The sequence below is a fragment of the Vibrio nitrifigilis genome, from assembly GCF_015686695.1.
Taxonomy (GTDB): Bacteria; Pseudomonadota; Gammaproteobacteria; order Enterobacterales; family Vibrionaceae; genus Vibrio; species Vibrio nitrifigilis.
The window spans coordinates 412,331-433,112 of sequence record NZ_JADPMR010000003.1; the positions used below are offsets into that span (position 1 = coordinate 412,331).

Genomic DNA, 20,782 nt, shown 5'->3' on the forward strand with positions numbered 1-20,782 from the left:
TGCTAATTGATAATAGTCTGAAGTCGATAGCTAGACCGCGACTGTCATAAAAAATTCATTGATGTAAAAATAAGGGAGAGGTAATAGAAAGGGCGTTTAAGACACCTGCAACACAGGTGTCGGGCATTAAACTAAACGGTGGATATCTTGGCTCCACTTTAATGCTTCGGTCAATTCATGCGTCACAGTGTCGACTTTGATACCGAGCTTTTGACATAACAGACTGATTTGTTGCCAATTGGCCTGTTCATAACATTCTTCAATGTCTAATAAAGCACCAATGGCTCCTTTTCGGTCAACCAAAGCACTTTTAATTTCATCCGTCAGAGGTAGCTCTTCAATTAACTCATTGAGTGGTGCATCTAATAACGCATCAAGTACCGAGAACAAACCAATGAGAAAAGCATGATCCTGATGTTGTTGAAATTGGCGATAACGAGACATTAAGTGACAAAACTGAGCGCGTTGTAACGCTAAGCTATAGAGTTCCTTGGGTTTTTGTAGAGAGATGTAAGACGCAACCGCGAGTGAAACGAAAATACGTAAACGGTCTTGCCCTAAATACACTAATGCCTGACGAAAAGACGAAATAGGGACAGCTAACCGATCCGACATCGAGTTCACAAAGCGCAATAGCTTATAGGAGAGCGCTACATCCTGTGCCACGATCTCTTCTACTCGTTTAAAATTGACGTCTTCTCGACAGACCTCTTTAAACAACTGCATAGTAATGACATGCTCAGGGCTGATGTATTTACGCTTAATCATCTCCGGTTTACTAAAAAAGAAACCTTGGAAAAACTTAAAACCAGCGCTTCTTGCTTGTTCAAACTCTTCTTTGGTCTCAACTTTTTCAGCTAAAAACTTTCGCTTACTCCCATTGCCGACCCGGGTTCTTACAAATTCGCACGCAGCATCCATTCCCAGCGCTCGAACATCCAATTTAACGATATGGATAAAAGGTAAAAAACGTTCCCACTCTGGCCCATAAACAAAATCGTCTAATGCGATCAAATACCCTTTTAAATACAGTTCTCTAATCGCTTCCAATAATTCATCGGTAGGCTCACATGTTTCTAAAACTTCAACAACAATCTGTTCCTTAGGCAAAATAAGCGGTAGACGTTGAATCAAGCTGTTATATGGAAAATTAATAAAACATCGGGAGCGAGAAATCGCGGGGTTGCGTCCCATAGAGAGGAAATTTTCAATAATTAAACGATAAGTCGCTCGATCCGAATCCATATATTCTGGAAATGCGTTGGTTTCACCATCACGAAATAACAGCTCATAGCCTAGCGTATGTTTTTTGGCGTTAAGGATGGGCTGGCGCGCAACATAAGTGGTATACATGTCACCTCAAATAGCTTTTAAGCTTTACAATGCAAATGATAATGAAAGCTCTGGGCGAACTTATCTCTTATTGATGAGCCTCTATACTAGCGATTGTTATCCCTACCTCCAAGGGGGTAATAGCAAAGTTTTACAAAATTCATTTACTTAGATAAATGAAATACATCGATTTTAATGACATTACCATCTTTGTATTAATAACAGGTTCTTACAATTGCTTTTCTTCCCCAGTTGCTTATCCTAAGGTTAATTGCGGTTATGCTGGATCAATACATGACATCGAGTAATGCTCTCTCCTACACCCTCACTCAAGAATCTGAGTTTTTGCAAAAAATGCAATCTGAAGTCACTCAGCTATGGAGCACCAGAAATGACGGTTTCTATCGCTCAGCCGATAAAACGAAAATTTATTGGTGTAGTCTGACGAATAAAAATCATGACAAAGCTATTGTAATGGTTAATGGTCGCATTGAGTCGGTGTGGAAATACCAAGAGTTATTCTTCGATTTATATCAGCTTGGATACGATATTTACTCTTTTGACCATCGAGGTCAAGGTAGCTCACAACGCCTAATTGAAAATCCAGAAATGGGGCATGTGGGAGAATTTAATGATTACATCAATGATCTCGCATCCCTCATCAAGTTGTTTGCTTTAGAACATTACCAGCAACGGTTTCTGCTCGGGCATTCAATGGGGGGAGCCATTGCAACGCGCTATCTACAAACACACCCCGAGAACCCATTTCAAGCCATGGCATTAACTGCGCCTATGTTTGGTGTTCATATTCCATGGCAATTGCGCCCAATTGCCATTCCTCTTACACAAATTATGACCGCGACCTCAGTACAGCCCAAATATGCTCCTGGCTTTTCTGGTTACTATCCAAGACCATTTGAAACCAACCCGCTGACTCACAGCAAAGTACGATATCAATGGTTTAGAGAGTTATATGAAGATAAACCAGAGCTTAAGCTTGGTGGTCCAAGTACCCGCTGGGTTTGGCAAGGTTTAATGGCAGCCAAACAATGCCTGCAATTAACCCGCCAAGTTAAAATACCAACACTCGTCGTTCAAGCAGAGCTCGATTCAATCGTGGATAATAAAGCACAAACTCGCTTCGTGACGAAACTGGCTAAAACCAACCCAGACACTCAGTTAGAAGTTATTCATGGTGCTCGCCATGAACTGATGTTCGAAAGTGATGAATATCGCAATCAGGTATTAACCACGATTTTAGATTTTTTGCATCGACAGGCAGATAAATAGAGGAAACACCTTCGTTAAACCTTTACCCCATTTTATTGCCTATATGCAGTACACTATGACTCAATTTTTATTTATATTGCTGTGGTCAGTCTAGGCCACACCTTTCACTATGAGGGTTATATGACCACAGAACACCACTCGCCACAGTATAGAATTGTTGCTTCAGACTTAGATGGCACCCTACTCACCCCTAATCATCAACTTAGCACCAAAACGAAACAAACACTTAAAATGCTTCACGACCAAGGCTTTACTTTTGTTTTTGCAACGGGTCGTCATCATGTTGATGTGTCAGGGATCCGCGAGATAGCTGGCATTCCTGCTTTTATGATCACATCAAATGGTGCTCGTGTTCACAATGAAAACAACCAGCTTCTGCTGAGCAAAAATGTACCTGAAGAGCTTGTCCAATCGATAGTCGACATACTTAAAGACGATCCTACGATCTATGTTCATATCTATCGTAATGATGAGTGGTATCTCAGCCACGATGACGAAGAAATTGCGGCTTACCATAATGAATCTGGTTTTAACTTTATCCCTTTTGACGCTAGCCAAGCACCTACCGATGGAGTAGCAAAAGTCTTCTTTACGAGTATTCATAAAAACCATGAGCACCTTGCTAAGTATGAAGAACAGATTAACAAAAAATTTGGCGATAAGTTAAGCGTTGCCTTTTCTTCACCATGGTGTCTAGAAGTTATGGGTGCAGGAGTATCAAAAGGTGAAGCTTTAAAAATCATTGCTGAATCGTTAAATCTTGGCCTTGAGAACTGTATCGCTTTTGGCGATGGTATGAATGATGTAGAAATGCTGACGATGGCTGGTAAAGGTTTAGTCATGGGCACAGCCCACCCTAAAGTACATCAAGCATTACCACAAATTGAACGTATCGGTAGCAGCGCAGATGATGCGGTTGCTAAATACTTAGAAGATAACTTACTGTAATAAAATCCAAAACAGCAAGCTTATCGCTTGCTGTTTTCTATCATCACATTACTCTTGTTTTAAAATCAATTGCCATTCTTGTTCAGACACAGGCATCACCGATAAACGGCTTCCTTTTTTTACTAAAGGTAACTGTTCTAATCCTGCCAATGATTTTAGCTCTGCTAAAGTAATCACTCGTTTTAATTTACACTCAAACTGCACATCAACCATAAACCAACGTGGATTTTCCGGTGTTGATTTAACATCAAAATAATCGCTATTAAGATCCCAAGAAAAATGGTCAGGATAAGACTCTTTTATCACTGTAGCGATCCCTGCGACCCCAACCTCTTTGCAAGATGAGTGATAAATAAACACTTTATCCCCTTCTTTCACCTCATCACGAAGAAAGTTTCTCGCTTGATAATTGCGAACTCCTTCCCAGCATGACACTTGTTGTGTCCGGAGTGTGTCAATAGAGAATGTATCTGGTTCTGTTTTAAATAACCAATATGCCATAATAAATCCGTAGCTAATGGAGTAACGAGGGAAGGTATAACATGAAGGCGTTAAGAAACCTAGTCATCACCTTGGGCAGCTTAGGACTGGCTGCTTGTTCATCAATGACCACCACACCGCAGCCAAAGCTTGCTACATTAGAAGACCCAGCTTCAATACAACCACAGCCGTTTATTTTAAGAGGTTCGGTTGTGGCTGGTTCAGGTGTACAAACCATCACGCCATGTGGTAGCCAACAACAATTTCGTTTGCAGATTCCAAAGTCACTTCAGCAAAGCGTTGAATCAGTAGAAAAAGCACCTTATGAACCTGTTTATGGTGAACTGGTAGGATATTTACTGCCACCAAGTCAGACTGGTTATAACGGCGACTATGCCGCTCGGTTCGTGGTGACTCAAATTAATACCCTTAATGGCAAAGAACCTAATCGCTGCAAATTTTACCCATTATCTACCCGATCTTTTGGTTCAACTCCAGAGACTTGGTCATTGCAATTTACCCAGCCCGGCCTCGTACTTCACTCAGCCTCAGGACAGCAACAGACCTTTACCATAAAAGAGTTAAAAAACTCAGCCAACGAACGTCATTACACGTTAGATAAAGGTGATCTGCGTTTGACTGCTGAACGTTGTGAAAATAAAAATGCGGGGGCTGTATACGGTTGGCATGCAGAGCTAAAAGTTGCAGATAAAAATTATTTAGGTTGTGCCGTCTTAGGTAACTCCGACGCCAGTTTAGAGTGGGCAGGAGTCTACTACGCAAGCTCAACTCAAAACCAAGGGTTTACCGTAAGTATGCTACTTGGAGACGATCACACCGCAGTAACACGCTATAGCTACAGTAATGGCGATCCCGATGTGGTTGAGAAGGGATTCTGGCAAGTATTAAATACTGAGCAAATCCAAGTCATCATGACTCGTCATCAACAACAATATTTAGTTACGCAACGAATTTTTGGCCACGATGAAAGCACTCTAATTGCCAAAAAAGAGAAAGTGGGCAATACCATTTACCCGATTGCTAACGGTGGGCTCATTTTGTATAAAGATTATCATGACTCATTTGGGCTTGAACAAAAACCACAGAGTAAACGACTGTACTCTTCTTCAGGTAAATATGAGGAGCGAGTTGACCAAACTCTACGTGAATATCAAGCCACACATCGATTCTCATTAGAAGGCCACCACTATCGTTGGCTCACTTATGACCTCAATGGTGACGACAATCCTGAATTAGTAGTAAAAACAGATATCTGTGAACACAACAGCTGCACAATGTTGCTGTTTAGTAACGTCAATCACCAATGGAAATTCAATAGCAAATTTTCCGCCATGTCACCAATTCAAGTCAGCCATATGTCTAACCACGGTTGGCGCAATTTACTCGTTATCGAGGAAGGCTCGAAACAATGGCAACAATTACAGATGAAGTCTGGGCATTATCAACTTGATAAATCACCTCTTGCAACAGTACCCTCTCCGGATGTCACCTTATTTTCAGACGACGATACCGTTAATTCAGGAGCAAAACTATGAGTGAAGGCTGTGCTAACTGCGGTCTGAAACATCAGTGCATTTGTGATGTTATTCCTCACTGCAACAGCACACTCCATTTATCCTTACTGATGCACGAAAACGAGCTAGAGCGAGAGACAAATACAGGACAATGGCTATTAAAGTCACTGCCATTTTGTGAGCAATATGTATGGCGACGCACTGAACCAAATAAAGAATTAGTGATGAAACTTAATCAAGCCGAACTCTACTCAATGGTCGTGTATCCTGATGAGGAAAGTATTCCTGTTGAGGAAGCATTAATATTCTGTCAACAGCACAACAAAACCCCACATTTTATTGTGTTAGATGGGACATGGCAGGAAGCCAAAAAGATGAAGCGTAAGAGCCCATGGTTACAAAATATCGCTTGTGTTTCTTTGCCTACTCAAACACTGACCTCACACTATCAGCTACGACGTAATCAAAAAACCCGGCAATTTATGCACGTTAGAGGTCGCAGCTTTATTGATGCGTTTACAAGATGAAGATAACAATGCCGACGCTTTAGAGTCTTTTTTACACCATTACTCTCTGGTGCTTAAAGCAGATAAAAGTGGCCACGCTTGGCAAGGAAACTAAAATACTCAAACTAGCCGCGCAGGCTTTCCTAAATAGAATCCTTGCAAATAATCGACACCAATATCTTCACATATTCGACACACTTGCTCGTTATGAACAAATTCTGCCACGGTTTGAGCATCTAACACGTGGCAAAGCTTCACTAACTGCTCGGTAATTTTACGCTGCTTAGGATCACTGTCTATGGTTCGAATAAGGCTACCATCAAGCTTAATGATTTGCGGTTCAAGTTTAACAATTTCATCAATATTGGAATAACCAGAGCCAAAATCATCCACAACAATTTTCGCCCCGAGTGAACGAAAATGATCACACACTTCAATCATGCGCCCGTAATCTTTAATTTGCTCAGTCTCGAGCACTTCCAAACCAAATCGCCCAGGAGCATTCAAGCTTCTCACCATATTTTCTAAATGGGCAAGTGTGTGGTCACTCATTAAATCTTGCGGTGAAAGATTGATCGAAAAAGAATCGTCCCTTTCTCGCATAAATTCACCAATGCGAGAGATCAATTGATGGCTAAGTCGGGTATATAAATGGGTCCCCGCGATGACAGGTAAAAAACGCCCCGGTAAAATAATTTCGCCTTTCTCTTCCAAGCGAACTAAACACTCTTGAGAAACCTTCTTATGGGTGCCCGCTGCAAATATTGGCTGACTATATATCAGCACATTATTATCAAGAACAGCTCGGCTGACATAAGATAGCCATTTTAGTTGCTCACGACGCACTTCATCTTGTCCGACTAAAGAAAGTGCATTACAAAAATGAAGATTATTTTTGTAGGCATAACGCCGAGCTTCAATAGAACGTAACAATAGATCGTCCGCCGTTTGGCCGGGAAAATCACGACGACTCACTAACCCTGCACATAACGAGATAGACAAATAATCCATCTCAGGTAAGCCATAGGGTTCAAAATTGACATGCTCGAGTTCATCCACAAAACAATCAAATTCTTTTTGAATCAGCTCTGAGTCTTTATGGCTAGAAAAGATCGCAGCCCACTCGCCTACGCCAATCGCATACAACTTACATTCCACACTGATATTTTGATTGATGTGTAATTGAAAATGAACACTCAAATCTAATAACAGCTTGTCGCCAACTTTATAACCATATTTTTCGTTGATTTGACTGAAGTTAGTCACTTTCAAAGTGAGTAAGTGCTCATGATCACGAATACCACTTAAATGCTCTTGCAATACAGAGCGGTTCGGTAATGCGGTTCGAGTATCAATCCGATAACTGGCTGTCAGCAATGATGCCTGACGCTGTATTTTTTGCTCTAAACCTTTATTGAGCATATCGATATCGGAAAAGGCATTCCGAATTAAACTGAACAGCGGAGCGGTGACTCCTCGACTTGGGGCAGATAAGAATTGTTTGTCACTGTGAGGCTGCACATCACCTTCTCGTAAAGCCAAGTACGTCATACTATGGTGCATCACTCGCTGATGAGAGCCATCATGCCAAAACTCCCCCATACAATAACATCCACAAATATTAGTGACACCTTGCAGAGGTTGTAGCTCTTTATTGTGTTCAATAAAACGCAGACGGGTAATGCAGTTATACACAAAGATTTTTTCGGGAGTTTGTTCATTCAGCCGATGAGCACCCATTTTCACCTGTTCCAATGTCAAAGACGGATGGTCAAAACAGAATCTAACTTCATCGCCAATCATCAATCGATTACTAAATTGGATTGCCCCATCACGAAAAACTTGCGGAATGTATACGTCTTGGTCTTCTTTTCCTTCTTTTACTAGAGGAAAGCTTTTTAACAGTTGGCAATCTAACTGTTCACCGTAATTGAGGTAATAACGGTATAAGTCTTCAATTGGTTTATTATCAATGCCTGAAACAAAGTTACCGTCTGCTTTCGTTACTCGAAACGAACGCCCAATAGGATTCCATTGCTTATAGCCACCCACTTCAAAAAACAGCGTTTTATCCGTGAGAGCAATCGCGACAATGGCATTTTGATAACATTGATTGCCGAATAACACCCATTGGCCGTATTCAGTAGGCACCGATGTCCCCCCCGTAATAGGGACAACTTTTTCCCGCTGATCAAAAACCTTAAACCGTTCAGAGCTCTCATTATTCATTCGATCAGCAAAGCTGATAATACATTTTGAATCATCCGTTAGTTCGAGCTGATTCATCAGATCATAACCATCTCTAACAGGGTCTCGACCATACAATACTTTCGCACTGGTTAAAGTCGTCTGCTGCAGTTGACTAATTGATACTAACGTCTGATTACTAAAGATATCGCCATGATGGATCACCTGAGTGGTACTCATACCGATGAGGTGTGCACGAGGTAAAACGGCAAGAATGATGTTTGCCATCGACTGCACAACGTTGGGACTTTGACTTGAGAATAGCTGAACAAGAACCTCGCAATCGGCCGCGATAGATATCTCTTTCAAAGCTTTATGCAGTTCACGATGAGTAGCATCGGACTCAATAACAAATGAAGTTGTCAGCATCTTTCTATCCGTCTCAGCGTCGATGGCTTAAATCCGTTAATGCTAATTAGCTGAACATTAATTAACTAACAGCAATAACGACTCCAAATGGTGAATTTCTAAATCAGGTAATAAACGTAAACGCGTGGTATCAAACGCAGATTGCGATTGGTCATTAAACCAACATGCTTGCAATCCATTTTGTTTTGCCCCAACGACATCCGTTACTGGATGATCACCAACATGTAAAATAGATGACCTGGGCACATTCAGTATGCCTTGAGCTTTATCGAATAAATCTTGATGGGGCTTGGCAAAACCATCAGGCCCAGCTCGCAATACAGACTTAAAATAGTGACCGACCCCAATCTTATCTGCGCTAACATTACCATTGGTTATCGCAACTAAGGGGATTTTTTGCGCTAATGCTTGCATCACTCGATGTGTTTCATGTGGAACATCGATTAAATTTCGCCAATGATTAACTTGCACCATAACCTGTTCCGCCGCATCAACTGCTTGAGATTCACTATAGCCAAGTACAATCAGGCCTTGCTTAATTTGAGTGAAGCGCCACAAAGAAACATCATTTTTTAACCACGGATTATCAGCCGCTAACTGGAGTTTTAGCTGCCCCCACCATTGTTCATCTTGCGTTGCCGCCACGGGGTGATATTCGTATAACCAGGCCCGAACTTCTTGGTCTAACCGACGTATTACTGGACGGTTATCGTAAAGCGTGTCATCTAAATCAAAGGTCATTGCCTTTATTGGTGACAGATTACGATAGATGAACATGGCTACTCCTTCGGTTTCTTATGCTTATGTGCTCGCGGGTGTGCTTGATCGTATGCTTGCGCTAAATGTTGAAAATCGAGGTGTGTATAAATTTGCGTTGTAGAAATATTTTCGTGCCCTAATAACTCTTGCACAGCTCGCAGATTATTACTGGATTCAAGCATGTGAGTTGCAAATGAGTGACGCAATTTGTGTGGGCTAATGTGGCTTGCCACCGCCTGCTTTTGTCCCCATTCCGCCATGCGTTTTTGTACATTACGGTGTGAAATACGCACACCTAACTTAGAGACAAATAAGGCTTTCTCATCGGGGTGCGCAAAACCATTGCGTAGTTTCAACCACTTAGAAACCCATTCTTTAGCCTCACCCGAGAATGGAGCGATGCGTTCCTTGTCCCCTTTACCCACAACTCGAATTTCTTCGGCGCCAAAATTAAGATCTTTAACATTGATGGATACCATTTCAGCTAAACGTAACCCAGCACCGTACATAAGCTCCATCATGGCCCGATCGCGAATAGATAAAGGGTCGTCTTCATTGACTTCAAGAAGCTGACTCACCTCGTCCACATCAAGATTCTTAGGTAGAGGGCGCTTTTTACGTGGCGCTGAGACCCCTTTTGCCGGGTTCGCCGTTAACTCACCACGCAGAATTAAAAAATCAAAGAAGCTGCGCAATGATGACAAACGAGTCGCTAGGCTACTCGCCTTCATACCATCACGCATTCCCTTACTGGCTAGCTGCCTTACCCATGCAGCATCAACTTGAGACCAGCGATTCACTCCGAGGTCACACAGATGATGCCCCATGGTTTCAAGTTGTTGCTTGTAATTACGTTGTGTATGTAAACTCAGGCCCTTCTCACTCCTCAAATACTCATAAAATCGATTAAGAGGAGCTTGCAACGCGTTAGGCAGAGGGTTGACTAAATCGTTCTTCATCGGCCAATTGCCAAGGTAATGTATCTATTAAATGTGACACCACAAGAGCTAAATGGCGCAAGAATAAGGTATCCATATGAGGCTGAAAATGTCCTCCATCAGCACTAGAAAACGCCAAGACACCTTGAGGCTGGCCTTTAGTTAATGGCAACACGACAAATGAACCTAGCTCTGGTGCAATAACATGCTCGCCAAGCAATCGCTGGCAATCGCTTTTTCGTAAACGCCCAAGATAAGCATCTTTACCATTAAAGTGGTTAGTCGCAAAGCGCTGCCAGTTATCCCGACTAATATGCAAAGGTTCATAACGATGATCGAGCAAACGTAGATAGGCAGTTAGCCCTAACTCTTGCGCTTTTTCTTTTATCGCGGCAACCACTTCACACAAAGCTTCACAATTAAGAAGTTGCTCTTGTAACTCCATAAACTCATGAAAGGTTTTATCGTTGTTTGCCGCTAACGACATTAAGGCCGTAATTTCTTCTTCTAATTCTTCAATACGCTGACGCTGACGAGACATCTGTACATGGACAAGCGATACCGCTCCCATTTGCTGATGAGGAAGTGCTAAATGGTCTATTAGCTCCGGTTTATCTTTAAAGAAATCCGGGTTATCGCGTAAATATTCTTCGACTACTTGCGCCGTCAGCGCATCCGCTTGAGGTTGAGACAAAATTGCTCCTCATTAACAAGAAAGTTGGCCATCAAAAACATGCACGGCAGGACCTGTCATAAACAGGGGTTTACCCGGACCTTTCCATTTAATGACGAGGGAACCGCCAGGCAGATGAACTGTAACTTGCTCATCAAGGATTCCTTGCACAATACCAACAGCAACCGCTGCACAGGCACCGCTACCACAAGCTTGTGTTTCACCAGCACCGCGTTCATAAACACGCAAATTGATTTCAGAGCGGTCAACAATATCCATAAAACCGGCATTAACACGTTCAGGGAAACGTTCATGAGATTCAAGCAACGGCCCTAGCGTCTCAACAGCCGCAGTCACGACATCATCCACAACGGTCACGACGTGTGGGTTGCCCATACTGACAGCGCCACAGAATAACGTTTGTTCCGCAACCCGCATAATGTATGTTTTTTCCGACTGTTTCGCTCTAAACGGTATTTTGCTTGGCTCAAATTCTGGCACACCCATGTTAACCGTAATTTGATCATCATTTTCTACGTGTAGAACCATTTTGCCTTTTTTCGTACTCACATTAATGCTGAACTTATTGGTCAACCCTTTCATACGAACAAAGCGCGCAAAACAACGAGCACCATTACCACACTGCTCGACTTCACTACCATCAGCATTAAAGATGCGGTAGTGAAAATCGGTTTCTGGATCATAGGGAGCTTCAACCACCAATAGTTGGTCAAACCCCACTCCAGTATGTCGATCCGCCAAACGACGGATCAATTCAGGAGAAAAAAAGACGTTTTGGGTAATGCAGTCCACAACCATGAAATCATTACCCAATCCGTGCATTTTAGAAAAATGAAAATGCATATCGTGTCATTTACTCCGGCAAAATGCTCTCTAGTTCCCACAAACTAGATAATTCTTCACGCTGACGAACTAAGTGTGACTTATCGCCATCCACCATTACTTCGGCCGCACGAACACGGGTGTTATAGTTTGAAGCCATGACAAAACCATAAGCACCAGCCGAACGAACTGCAAGTAAATCACCAGACTCTAAAACCAAAGAGCGATCTTTACCTAGGAAGTCACCCGTTTCACAAATTGGCCCAACCAAATCATACTCTTTTGCCTCTCCTTCACGTGGAGATACAGGTACGATATCTTGCCATGCTTGGTAAAGTACGGGACGAATTAAATCGTTCATTGCCGCATCAATAATGGCAAAGTTTTTATGCTCTGTGTGTTTAAGGAATTCAACTTTAGTCAGCAATACGCCAGCATTTGCAGAAATCGCACGCCCTGGTTCGAAGATTAATTCAAGATGTTGATGATTCTCCAAACGAGATAACAGCGCTTTCGCGTATTCAGATGGTTGAGGCGGTAATTCATCACGATAAACCACACCCAAGCCACCACCGACATCCAAATGTTTAATCTGAATGCCTTGAGCAACCAAGTTATCAATCAGAGCTAACAAACGGTCAGTCGCATCAATAAATGGTTCAATCGCCGTTAATTGTGACCCGATATGACAATCAATTCCTTTCACTTCAAGGTTTTCAAGACTTTGAGCTAATTGATACACCTCAGGAGCACGTTCAAATGCGATACCAAATTTATTATCACGCAACCCTGTCGAAATATAAGGGTGAGTTTTAGCATCGACATCTGGGTTGATACGTAGTGAAATCGGTGCAATCACACCCATTTCTGCCGCAACCTTGTTCAAACGTTCAAGCTCAGGCTCTGATTCAACATTAAAACATTTAATCTTGAGCGACAGTGCTCGCTTCATTTCCGCTTCAGTTTTACCGACACCAGAAAAAACAACTTTAGCAGGATCACCGCCGGCAGCGATAACACGTTCCAGTTCACCACCAGATACGATATCAAAACCTGAACCAAGTCGAGCTAATGCGTTAAGTACACCAATATTAGAATTGGATTTCACTGCATAACACACCAAATGTGGGTGTTCACCTACCGATTTATCAAACGCATGCCAATGACGTTCTAAAGTAGCGCGCGAGTAAACATACAACGGCGTACCATATTGCTCAGCCAATTGAGTCAACGAAACGTTTTCAGCCCAAAGTTGGCCATCATCCTGATAATTGAAGTAATCCAAATTTTTTTCCTTTCTCTATAGTATTGAATTTACTGTGTTTGTGAGTTCTGCTGAGAGTCATCCGGCATATAAAGTGGGCCCGTTTGGCCACAGCCAGCCAATACCAGTGTGGATAACAAAAACAGCGCGGTGATGGTCTTTTTCATTTTGCAATTCGTGATTATTTCATCAATGCCCCCTATAATCGCACCACAGTCAGGAAAAGCAATAGGATAGACAAGATGAATGAAACTGAATTTCATCAACTGGTAGATGCTCAACTAGAAACCCTAGAAGAAATGATAGATAACTCAGGGGCTGATATCGATTACGAAAACGTAGGAAATGTGCTTACATTGGAGTTTGAAGATCGCAGTCAAGTCATCATCAACCGCCAAGAACCAATGAAAGAGATCTGGCTTGCATCAAGGGCTGGCGGCTTTCATTTCCGCTACGATGGAAATAATTGGCTATGCACAAAAACGGGCATTGAGTTTATCACCATGGTAAAAACCGAATGCGAAAAGCATGCTGGTGAACATATTGAGTGGGAAGATTAACCAAAAAAAAAGAGCATTAAATTGCTCTTTTTTTATTTATACATTTTGAATTTCTATGCACTTACCGCTTTAATTGGCTTGGAATAAACCGCTGAGTCATTCCGATATGGCACCACATAAGAATCACCCTCCTCTGGGTGAACTATCTGGTAATACTGTGGCAAGTTAAAGTTAATAAACTTAGCGGCAATATTGTCATCATCTTTTACCGACGTGTAGAACCCGTTCACAGCAGCAATCATTTCGTCTTTTTCACCACTGAACTGATGATAAACTTCAACACGATTAACTTCATCTAACACATAGATATTGAATCCCTTATCGGTATCTTCAAAAAAGAATTGCACTAACCCTTCACTTGCGAACCCATCCACAACATCAGGTAAATGAAAATCATCTTCTTTATCTAACATCAATAAAGGTGAACCACTGAGCTTACTACTAGAAATACTGCTATAAAAATCGACAGAGTTTTCCAGTTTTTGTACGGAAACACCGCGACGCTCAAAGAACAGACCATACATCTGTTTGCCGATACGCAATGCTTTGAAACGGCGACGTTGCTCTTGTTCCATTGGCTTCAAACGCAGATCAATACACTCTGCGAGTAATTGATACACTAAATTACGCATTACACCGCGAAAATTCTTACTGTAGCAAAATACATCGACTGACTCGGGTGGCAACGCATCCTGATGCATCTTTCCTAACGTTGTTTTTAGCGCATCAATCATCGCAGTCTCACCACGAAAATGCAGTGTACGCACTTCTTGCCATGAGTTGCGATAAACCAAATCGACACTGCCAATTAAACTTTGAGGCTCCTCACCGAAGCTCAAAATATCGACATGTTTAAGATCGACTTTTAAGGCTTTATTTTGTAAATCCGCCGTTGGGTCTTTTTCAAAGTTAATAAACATCGCCAATTGGCTAATTTCACATGGACTCGCCAGAGCTTGCATTGTCGGGCGACGTTTATTAAGAGAAAAGGTGTTACGTAAGTCGCTAACCATCTGATAGAACTTATCAATATCTAGATGAGCATCTTTAATCACAGAATGTAAGCGAGTCGATTCAGTAATCAAACCATTAAAAAAAGCCCAAGCCACCAGCTTACTTAAATATTCGTTTTGCTCTAAGCAGCGCTGACCAATCATGCGCTTAGCCACTAAGGGCTGCTTATAAAGATACCACCCCGGTTTATTGGCGCATCCAGGTAAAACCTCAATAAAAGAGAGGTCGGGCTCATGTAAATCTGGGGAAATCTGAGGATTTAACAGCGTAACCTTGCCTGGTAACACTTCAAATGCCGCATAAAGCTTACGCGCTAAAATTGAAATATCTTGCGGGCTGATTGCAGAAGTAATGTCATTGCGTCGAGCAAATTGAATCAAATTACGATAGCTTTGCATCAAAGCATCCAGCAATGCATGGTGCATCACTTTAACTTCTTCTACTTTCCAGTGACGGCGATTATCAAGATGCTGAATCACATCCAAAGGCCATTGCCATTGTGCCGTCAATTCTTGTAATACGGCTCTACGCCATGGTAATGACCCGACGCCAGGCTCACGAGACAGCTTTTCATGGGTTTTCAGATAGAAGCAGCGTCTTACTAACTCTAATCGTGACGTATCACCTATACGCTCCAAGTAACGGGTTACTTTTTCGAGCATTAAATAATACGCATCCATGCTGTACAAATCGGGTTCGTGAGTAAAAAAACGCCGTTTGGTATCCACACTCAGTAATTGAGTGTGTGGGTACTCCCACGAATACGCTTCCAACAAAATCGCTTTCAATACCGATTTATAAGGTGAGTCGATACTTTTATACAATTGCCACAAATTCGCCCCAAAATATTCTTGGGCAGGAATTCCTGTCAATTTACCGAAATCAATCCATTCATCTCGATCAAGGTATCCGTGACGGACCAACTCATTAACGTAATCGTCGTAGCACTCTTCCATTTCTGGAGGAACCATATGCCAAAGCAGACGTTTACCCGCAAGACGCATAGCTGAACGATAAAACTCATCAAGTAACAGAAGGTGCTGTGAAGACCCACAGTTTTCCCCTGTCATTGCATCCGATTGATCATGACGAAAACGCTCTTCATCCATAATGAAGAAATTCGCTTCTACGCCCTGACCTTTCGCCCATTCAGTAATCAATAAACATTTATTACTTAAATTTTCACGTAACTCACACGACATATCAGCCGACACACACACCCAGATATCCAAATCACTGGAAATGCTTTGGCCAATAGATGAAGTGCTACCCATAGTGTATAGGGCAAGAATATCGCAATTGAGAACGGGGTCTAGAGGAGTGTCGGCGGTCAGATGTAGGTCTTGAACGAACTGTTGCTGTGTCTCATTAAAATCAAATTGATAAATGCCACAAGGAACCTGCGCATCAAAATACCCGGGAATCTGCGGATGATTGTAATGCAGCAAAAGCGGAATAAGATGAAAAACACGCTGACTCTGCAAATTCATAAGCGCCAGCGCACGTTCTGTTCGTTGCTGGTTCAGCTTATCTACTCGTTGAATTAAAGTCGTTGTGTAAGACCGCAAGGTAATATCCTGATTGGTACATCAAACAAAGCATACATCGTTCATAAAACGAACAAACGCGCCAATAAAACGTGATCAATTTAACACTTTAATCAATCACGGTAAAGCTATGTTGAGCGAAGTTATACCAAAGGGCTATCACTAATTTAGTAGTCGTTTAAGTCCGTTAGTCACGACGCTGATCGGTTATCCCGTCAAGCTGCCTTAAGATACCTAACCCAGCCTTGTGAGCCAACATCTAAAAGACACTTGGATATAATATAGTGCATATTTCAAACGAGATACAAATCACATTATTTTGTTTGTTGCAAACAAACCACCTCTTGAAAATGGACAGCTAAAATCTAGTAGTGAGTTTTTGGTCGATGAAATGGTAGGATTAGAGTAATTTTCTCTAGCTTTATGGATAACTCATGACACGCACGACCCCAATTCGAATTGCAACCCGAAAAAGTCCACTCGCTTTATGGCAAGCTAATTTTGTCAAAGACGCATTAGAAGCCGCTCACGAAGGATTAGAAGTTGAGTTGGTCACAATGGTGACTCGTGGTGATGTTATTCTCGATACTCCACTAGCAAAAGTTGGTGGCAAAGGGTTATTCGTAAAAGAGTTAGAACTTGCAATGCTAGAAGGCACCGCTGATCTTGCGGTTCACTCCATGAAAGATGTCCCTGTTGAGTTCCCTGAAGGATTAGGATTGGTCACCATTTGTGAGCGTGCAGATCCACGTGATGCATTCGTTTCTAATACCTACAATAACGTAGATGAACTACCACAAGGCGCAACAGTGGGTACATGTAGTTTACGTCGCCAATGCCAATTAAAAGAAGCGCGCCCAGATCTTATTATCAAAGAACTTCGCGGTAACGTGGGCACTCGTTTAGGCAAATTAGATGCTGGCGAATACGATGCCATCATTCTTGCAGCAGCCGGGCTACAACGTCTGGAGTTAGATGAACGAATTCGTAGTTTTATCGAACCAGAACAATCATTACCTGCCGTTGGTCAAGGCGCTGTAGGTATTGAATGTCGTTTAGATGATATGGAGTTGCGAGCACTACTTGCCCCGTTAAATCATGCTGAAACGGCAGACCGAGTGACTTGTGAACGCGCAATGAATATTACCCTTGAAGGTGGTTGCCAAGTACCTATTGGTAGCTACTCAGAAATCCAAGGAGATGAACTTTGGTTACGAGCTTTAGTTGGTGAACCAGATGGCTCTAAGATTGTTCGAGGAGAAATTCGTGGTCAACGCCAAGATGCTGAAAAAATGGGAATTACTTTAGCTAACCAATTATTAGAGCAAGGCGCTAAAGATATCCTCACCAAGCTTTATACTGAGCACGAGTAAATGAACACCGTATTGGTGACTCGCCCAGAACCAGCGGGCAAGGAGCTGTGTAAGCAGCTCCAACAACAAGGCATACAAGCTCTCTATCATCCATTAATAGATATAGAAGCAGGGCCCGACCTTTCCTCACTGCCTCAAGCTCTAGAACGAAGCCATATTGTTATTGCAGTGAGCCAATTCGCGGTTGAATACAGTCACCAATACCTCATTCAGAATAAGCTAAGTTGGCCTAGCCACTGTCAATACCTTGCCGTCGGTCAAAAAACAGCGAGCAGCTTAAGCAAAGCAAGTGGACACAAAGTACACTACCCAGAGATTAGCGATAGTGAACACTTGCTCCAATTATCTCAATTGCAACATGCTGAAAAATGCCAAGTTTTGATTTTGCGCGGTAACGGCGGACGCGAAGTGATTTACGATACCTTGACGCAACACGGTGCCATTGTCAGTTATAAAGAGGTATATAGGCGAAAAGAGCGCCCTTTTGATAGTCGTAAGGCCGTGGCTGCTTGGCGTGATGCTAAAGTAAATACTTTGGTGATAACCAGTGGTCAACAACTGCAGTTTTTCGTTTCACAATTTAATCGAGATGACCAAAATTGGTTATGGCAGCAACGTTTATTAGTACCTAGTGAACGTATTGCAACACAAGCCCGAAGTATGGGGTTTATAGACGTCATCTCAACCGGAAGTGCTCATAATTCAGATTTAGTGGCGGCTCTACAGCCCTAACCAACAGGACTCTAGCAATGACAAGTAACAACAATAATCCGCAAAAAGAACCTGAAAATCAGCAGGAGGTGACCCCTTCTTCGACTGAGTCATCTTCACCGTCATATTCTGCTGCGACTACTTCTGCAGCCAAGAAAGAACCAACGAACAACACCAGTGGTCGTCGTTTAGGAATCATAGCGATTGCCATTTCGATTGTCATCGGTGGCAGCCTATTTGCTTACACACAATATCAGCAACACCAATATCAAAATCGTATCGACCACTTACAGGCAAAGTTGTTTGAAACCCAGCAAACCTTAAAAGCTCAGTTAGACAAAGGCCAACAGTCATTAGATGACACGGAGAATCTACTCAAAATCAAAACCGACACCGCGTTAAAGCAGCAACAAAAAAGTATTGAAAGCCTACAAATGGCAGTCGCGGATGTAAAAGGTCGTCGCCCTAATGATTGGTTATTAGCCGAAGCTGATTATTTAGTAAAAATGGCTGGCCGCAAACTCTACCTTGAGCACGACCCAGAAACTGCAACCCAGTTAATGGAAAGTGCAGACCAGCGTATCGCATCACTAAATGATCCAAGTTTGGTTAATTTACGCCAAGCAATGGCAGATGATATTACGACCTTACATGGTATTCCGTTAATCGATAAAGATGGCTTAGTGTTACGTTTAAATAGCTTAGAACAGAAAATCGATCAGCTACCGCTAGCGAACGCCATTCTTCCAGATGCGCAAGAAGAGAAACACGATGTGGTATCTGAAAATATTAACGATTGGCAACATAATTTGCTGACATCACTTAAAGACTTTGCGGGTAATTTCATTACATTCCGAAGCCGAGATGGAAATGTGGTACCTCTGCTATCACCGAAACAAGACTTCTACTTAAGAGAAAATCTGAAAGCGAAACTAGAAACTGCGATTCGTGCCGTTTATGACCGTCAACAAGAAGTATTCACTAACTCACTCGAAACGGCCAATACATGGACGCAATCCTTTTTTAACTCAGATAATAAACAAGTCCAAAACTTCAGGGCAACAGTAGCTGAGCTTGCTAAACAAAAAGTCACTGTCAAATACCCAACGACTCTTTCGTCTCAAGCGCAACTTTCCGACATTATTCGTGAGCGCCTACGTAGAGAAGTCACCTCAATGACAGGAGAAGATAAGCAATGATTAAAGCCATTCTTCTGTTCATTATTTTGGGCGCTGGATTGTTCGTCGGGACTGAATATTCTGGCCAGCAAGGTTATGTCCTGATTTCAATAGCTCACAAAACGATTGAAATGAGTGTCACAACATTAGTGATTGTATTTATAGCACTGTTAGCGATTATTTTCGTACTGGAGTATGTCGTTAAAAAGCTGTTAAGCACAACATTTAATACTTGGAACTGGTTTAGTGTGCGAAAAATGCGCCGCTCTCGTCGCCTCACCAATGAAGGGATTATTAAATTATTAGAAGGTGACTATAAGCAAGCAGAGAAAAAAGTCATACGTTGGGCAAAACACCATGACAACCCATTACTTTGCTATCTTATCGCTGCAGAAGCGGCTGAAAACATTGGCGATCGTAAAAAGCGCGACCGTTATCTTGCGCTCGCCAGTGAGCAAAATGCCTCGACTCTCGCCGTAGCATTGACTCGTGCTCGCCAACTGTTTAACGAAGGTGAATTGGAACAATCAATGAATGTTTTGCAGTCCTTACAAGCAGATCATCCAAACAATGTCATCCTGTTAAATCTTCTCAAACGTATTTACGCTCAACTTGGCAAGTGGCAGTCTTTAGTCGAATTACTCCCTAAACTACACCGCTATACCAACCTACCAGAGCAAGAAGAACAGCAGTTGACTGTTCAGGCTCACCAAGGCTTGATAGCACAAGTAGCGACTCGCCATAATATGGTTGAAGACCTTTTGGATCATTGGGGTCAAATACCTCGAAAAGCTCAAAAAGAGCCTGCCATTGCGGTTTGCATGGCGAAACATATATTGGCAATTAACAATGGCCAACCTGCTTTTGATTTCATGACCAAACAGCTCAAGAAGGCACCAAACTCTGAGCTTTATATTTTGCTAGTGGACCTCGATGAGGCCCATATCAAACCAGCATTAACTCTGTTGTTAAAGCAATTAGGTCGTGACGATAATAATGCGGAAGCTCATAGTGCTGCTGCTCGTTTATATAGTAAGCAACAAAAATGGTCAGAAGCTCAACACCATCTAGAACGGGCGTTATCTTTACGCTCTAGCGTGTCCGATTACGCATTACTTGCTCAGGTGCTAGAAAAACAAAACAAGGGACAAGCGGCTAAAGAGGTCGCAAATAAGGCATTATCTTTATTACCTTAACGTGTTCTGCAACAACAAA

At 42.3% G+C, this 20,782-nt stretch carries 18 protein-coding genes and 1 pseudogene; 9 read left to right on the forward strand and 10 right to left on the reverse strand.

The window, feature by feature from the left end; genetic code table 11:
* Nucleotides 1-126 precede the first annotated feature (126 nt).
* Nucleotides 127-1,353, reverse strand: a complete 1,227-nt coding sequence (locus I1A42_RS15830) for an EAL and HDOD domain-containing protein (RefSeq protein ID WP_196124012.1) — start codon at nt 1,351-1,353, stop codon at nt 127-129.
* Nucleotides 1,354-1,626: 273 nt separating this feature from the next.
* Here I1A42_RS15830 and I1A42_RS15835 point away from each other — a divergent pair, with 273 nt between their 5' ends.
* Together I1A42_RS15835 and I1A42_RS15840 are read left to right on the forward strand one after the other, a co-directional pair.
* Nucleotides 1,627-2,622, forward strand: a complete 996-nt coding sequence (locus I1A42_RS15835) for an alpha/beta fold hydrolase (RefSeq protein ID WP_196124013.1) — start codon at nt 1,627-1,629, stop codon at nt 2,620-2,622.
* A 120-nt stretch (nt 2,623-2,742) separates the two neighbouring features.
* A complete protein-coding gene (locus tag I1A42_RS15840) occupies nt 2,743-3,570 on the forward strand; it encodes a Cof-type HAD-IIB family hydrolase (protein ID WP_196124014.1) in 828 nt (275 codons plus the stop codon).
* 48 nt (nt 3,571-3,618) lie between these two features.
* Here the strand turns inward: I1A42_RS15840 and I1A42_RS15845 are convergent, their stop codons facing one another.
* The gene (locus tag I1A42_RS15845) at nt 3,619-4,071 is read right to left on the reverse strand and encodes an EVE domain-containing protein (RefSeq protein ID WP_196124015.1); all 453 of its coding nucleotides are present in this window, start codon (nt 4,069-4,071) and stop codon (nt 3,619-3,621) included.
* Nucleotides 4,072-4,112: 41 nt separating this feature from the next.
* On the opposite strand from I1A42_RS15845, the gene I1A42_RS15850 reads away from it, so the two are divergent.
* On the forward strand, nt 4,113-5,606 hold the full coding sequence (locus I1A42_RS15850; RefSeq protein ID WP_196124016.1) for a hypothetical protein: 1,494 nt from the start codon (nt 4,113-4,115) through the stop codon (nt 5,604-5,606).
* Nucleotides 5,603-6,206: pseudogene (locus tag I1A42_RS15855) on the forward strand (tRNA-uridine aminocarboxypropyltransferase). Before I1A42_RS15850 ends, I1A42_RS15855 begins: the two are co-directional and overlap by 4 nt.
* A 5-nt stretch (nt 6,207-6,211) precedes the next feature.
* On the opposite strand, the gene I1A42_RS15860 reads toward I1A42_RS15855, so the two are convergent.
* Genes I1A42_RS15860 through lptM form a run of 7 tightly spaced genes read right to left on the reverse strand, consistent with a single transcriptional unit; the run spans nt 6,212 to nt 13,351 of the window.
* Complete coding sequence (locus I1A42_RS15860) at nt 6,212-8,707, reverse strand: bifunctional diguanylate cyclase/phosphodiesterase (RefSeq protein WP_196124017.1); 2,496 nt, start codon at nt 8,705-8,707, stop codon at nt 6,212-6,214.
* Nucleotides 8,708-8,764: 57 nt separating this feature from the next.
* Nucleotides 8,765-9,484: a 5-amino-6-(5-phospho-D-ribitylamino)uracil phosphatase YigB gene (gene yigB / locus I1A42_RS15865; protein WP_196124018.1), complete on the reverse strand. Its 720-nt coding sequence runs from the start codon at nt 9,482-9,484 to the stop codon at nt 8,765-8,767.
* Nucleotides 9,485-9,486: 2 nt separating this feature from the next.
* Entirely contained in the window at nt 9,487-10,425 is a 939-nt protein-coding gene (xerC, locus tag I1A42_RS15870; RefSeq protein ID WP_196124019.1) for a tyrosine recombinase XerC, read from the reverse strand.
* On the reverse strand, nt 10,394-11,098 hold the full coding sequence (locus I1A42_RS15875) for a DUF484 family protein (RefSeq protein WP_161156982.1): 705 nt from the start codon (nt 11,096-11,098) through the stop codon (nt 10,394-10,396). The genes xerC and I1A42_RS15875 overlap by 32 nt, the downstream gene beginning before the upstream one ends.
* A 12-nt stretch (nt 11,099-11,110) precedes the next feature.
* Nucleotides 11,111-11,941, reverse strand: coding sequence for a diaminopimelate epimerase (dapF, locus tag I1A42_RS15880; protein WP_196124020.1), 831 nt, complete (start codon nt 11,939-11,941; stop codon nt 11,111-11,113).
* A gap of 10 nt (nt 11,942-11,951) precedes the next feature.
* Entirely contained in the window at nt 11,952-13,205 is a 1,254-nt protein-coding gene (gene lysA, locus I1A42_RS15885; protein WP_196124021.1) for a diaminopimelate decarboxylase, read from the reverse strand.
* A gap of 29 nt (nt 13,206-13,234) precedes the next feature.
* Complete coding sequence (gene lptM, locus I1A42_RS25345; protein WP_408063536.1) at nt 13,235-13,351, reverse strand: LPS translocon maturation chaperone LptM; 117 nt, start codon at nt 13,349-13,351, stop codon at nt 13,235-13,237.
* A gap of 75 nt (nt 13,352-13,426) precedes the next feature.
* Between lptM and cyaY the strand changes: the two genes are divergently transcribed.
* Nucleotides 13,427-13,744: an iron donor protein CyaY gene (gene cyaY / locus I1A42_RS15895; RefSeq protein ID WP_196124023.1), complete on the forward strand. Its 318-nt coding sequence runs from the start codon at nt 13,427-13,429 to the stop codon at nt 13,742-13,744.
* Nucleotides 13,745-13,797: 53 nt separating this feature from the next.
* Here cyaY and I1A42_RS15900 read toward each other — a convergent pair whose 3' ends face one another.
* The gene (locus tag I1A42_RS15900) at nt 13,798-16,326 is read right to left on the reverse strand and encodes a class I adenylate cyclase (RefSeq protein ID WP_196124024.1); all 2,529 of its coding nucleotides are present in this window, start codon (nt 16,324-16,326) and stop codon (nt 13,798-13,800) included.
* Nucleotides 16,327-16,739: 413 nt separating this feature from the next.
* Here I1A42_RS15900 and hemC point away from each other — a divergent pair, with 413 nt between their 5' ends.
* Genes hemC through I1A42_RS15920 form a run of 4 tightly spaced genes read left to right on the forward strand, consistent with a single transcriptional unit; the run spans nt 16,740 to nt 20,763 of the window.
* Nucleotides 16,740-17,678 carry a hydroxymethylbilane synthase gene (gene hemC / locus I1A42_RS15905; protein WP_196124025.1) on the forward strand — a complete coding sequence of 313 codons (939 nt, stop codon included), beginning with the start codon at nt 16,740-16,742 and terminating at the stop codon, nt 17,676-17,678.
* Nucleotides 17,679-18,410 (forward strand): uroporphyrinogen-III synthase, encoded by a 732-nt coding sequence (locus tag I1A42_RS15910; RefSeq protein ID WP_196124026.1) that lies wholly within the window; start codon nt 17,679-17,681, stop codon nt 18,408-18,410.
* Nucleotides 18,411-18,427: 17 nt separating this feature from the next.
* On the forward strand, nt 18,428-19,588 hold the full coding sequence (locus I1A42_RS15915; RefSeq protein WP_196124027.1) for a uroporphyrinogen-III C-methyltransferase: 1,161 nt from the start codon (nt 18,428-18,430) through the stop codon (nt 19,586-19,588).
* Complete coding sequence (locus I1A42_RS15920; protein ID WP_196124028.1) at nt 19,585-20,763, forward strand: heme biosynthesis protein HemY; 1,179 nt, start codon at nt 19,585-19,587, stop codon at nt 20,761-20,763. Before I1A42_RS15915 ends, I1A42_RS15920 begins: the two co-directional genes overlap by 4 nt.
* Nucleotides 20,764-20,782 lie beyond the last annotated feature (19 nt).

Coding starts and splice junctions, on each gene's coding strand:
- I1A42_RS15830 (WP_196124012.1), bottom strand. CDS start 1,353: ATGTATACCACTTATGTTGCGCGCCAGCCCATCCTTAACGCCAAAAAA.
- I1A42_RS15835 (WP_196124013.1), top strand. CDS start 1,627: ATGACATCGAGTAATGCTCTCTCCTACACCCTCACTCAAGAATCTGAG.
- I1A42_RS15840 (WP_196124014.1), top strand. CDS start 2,743: ATGACCACAGAACACCACTCGCCACAGTATAGAATTGTTGCTTCAGAC.
- I1A42_RS15845 (WP_196124015.1), bottom strand. CDS start 4,071: ATGGCATATTGGTTATTTAAAACAGAACCAGATACATTCTCTATTGAC.
- I1A42_RS15850 (WP_196124016.1), top strand. CDS start 4,113: ATGAAGGCGTTAAGAAACCTAGTCATCACCTTGGGCAGCTTAGGACTG.
- I1A42_RS15860 (WP_196124017.1), bottom strand. CDS start 8,707: ATGCTGACAACTTCATTTGTTATTGAGTCCGATGCTACTCATCGTGAA.
- yigB (WP_196124018.1), bottom strand. CDS start 9,484: ATGTTCATCTATCGTAATCTGTCACCAATAAAGGCAATGACCTTTGAT.
- xerC (WP_196124019.1), bottom strand. CDS start 10,425: ATGAAGAACGATTTAGTCAACCCTCTGCCTAACGCGTTGCAAGCTCCT.
- dapF (WP_196124020.1), bottom strand. CDS start 11,941: ATGCATTTTCATTTTTCTAAAATGCACGGATTGGGTAATGATTTCATG.
- lptM (WP_408063536.1), bottom strand. CDS start 13,351: ATGAAAAAGACCATCACCGCGCTGTTTTTGTTATCCACACTGGTATTG.
- cyaY (WP_196124023.1), top strand. CDS start 13,427: ATGAATGAAACTGAATTTCATCAACTGGTAGATGCTCAACTAGAAACC.
- hemC (WP_196124025.1), top strand. CDS start 16,740: ATGACACGCACGACCCCAATTCGAATTGCAACCCGAAAAAGTCCACTC.
- I1A42_RS15910 (WP_196124026.1), top strand. CDS start 17,679: ATGAACACCGTATTGGTGACTCGCCCAGAACCAGCGGGCAAGGAGCTG.
- I1A42_RS15915 (WP_196124027.1), top strand. CDS start 18,428: ATGACAAGTAACAACAATAATCCGCAAAAAGAACCTGAAAATCAGCAG.
- I1A42_RS15920 (WP_196124028.1), top strand. CDS start 19,585: ATGATTAAAGCCATTCTTCTGTTCATTATTTTGGGCGCTGGATTGTTC.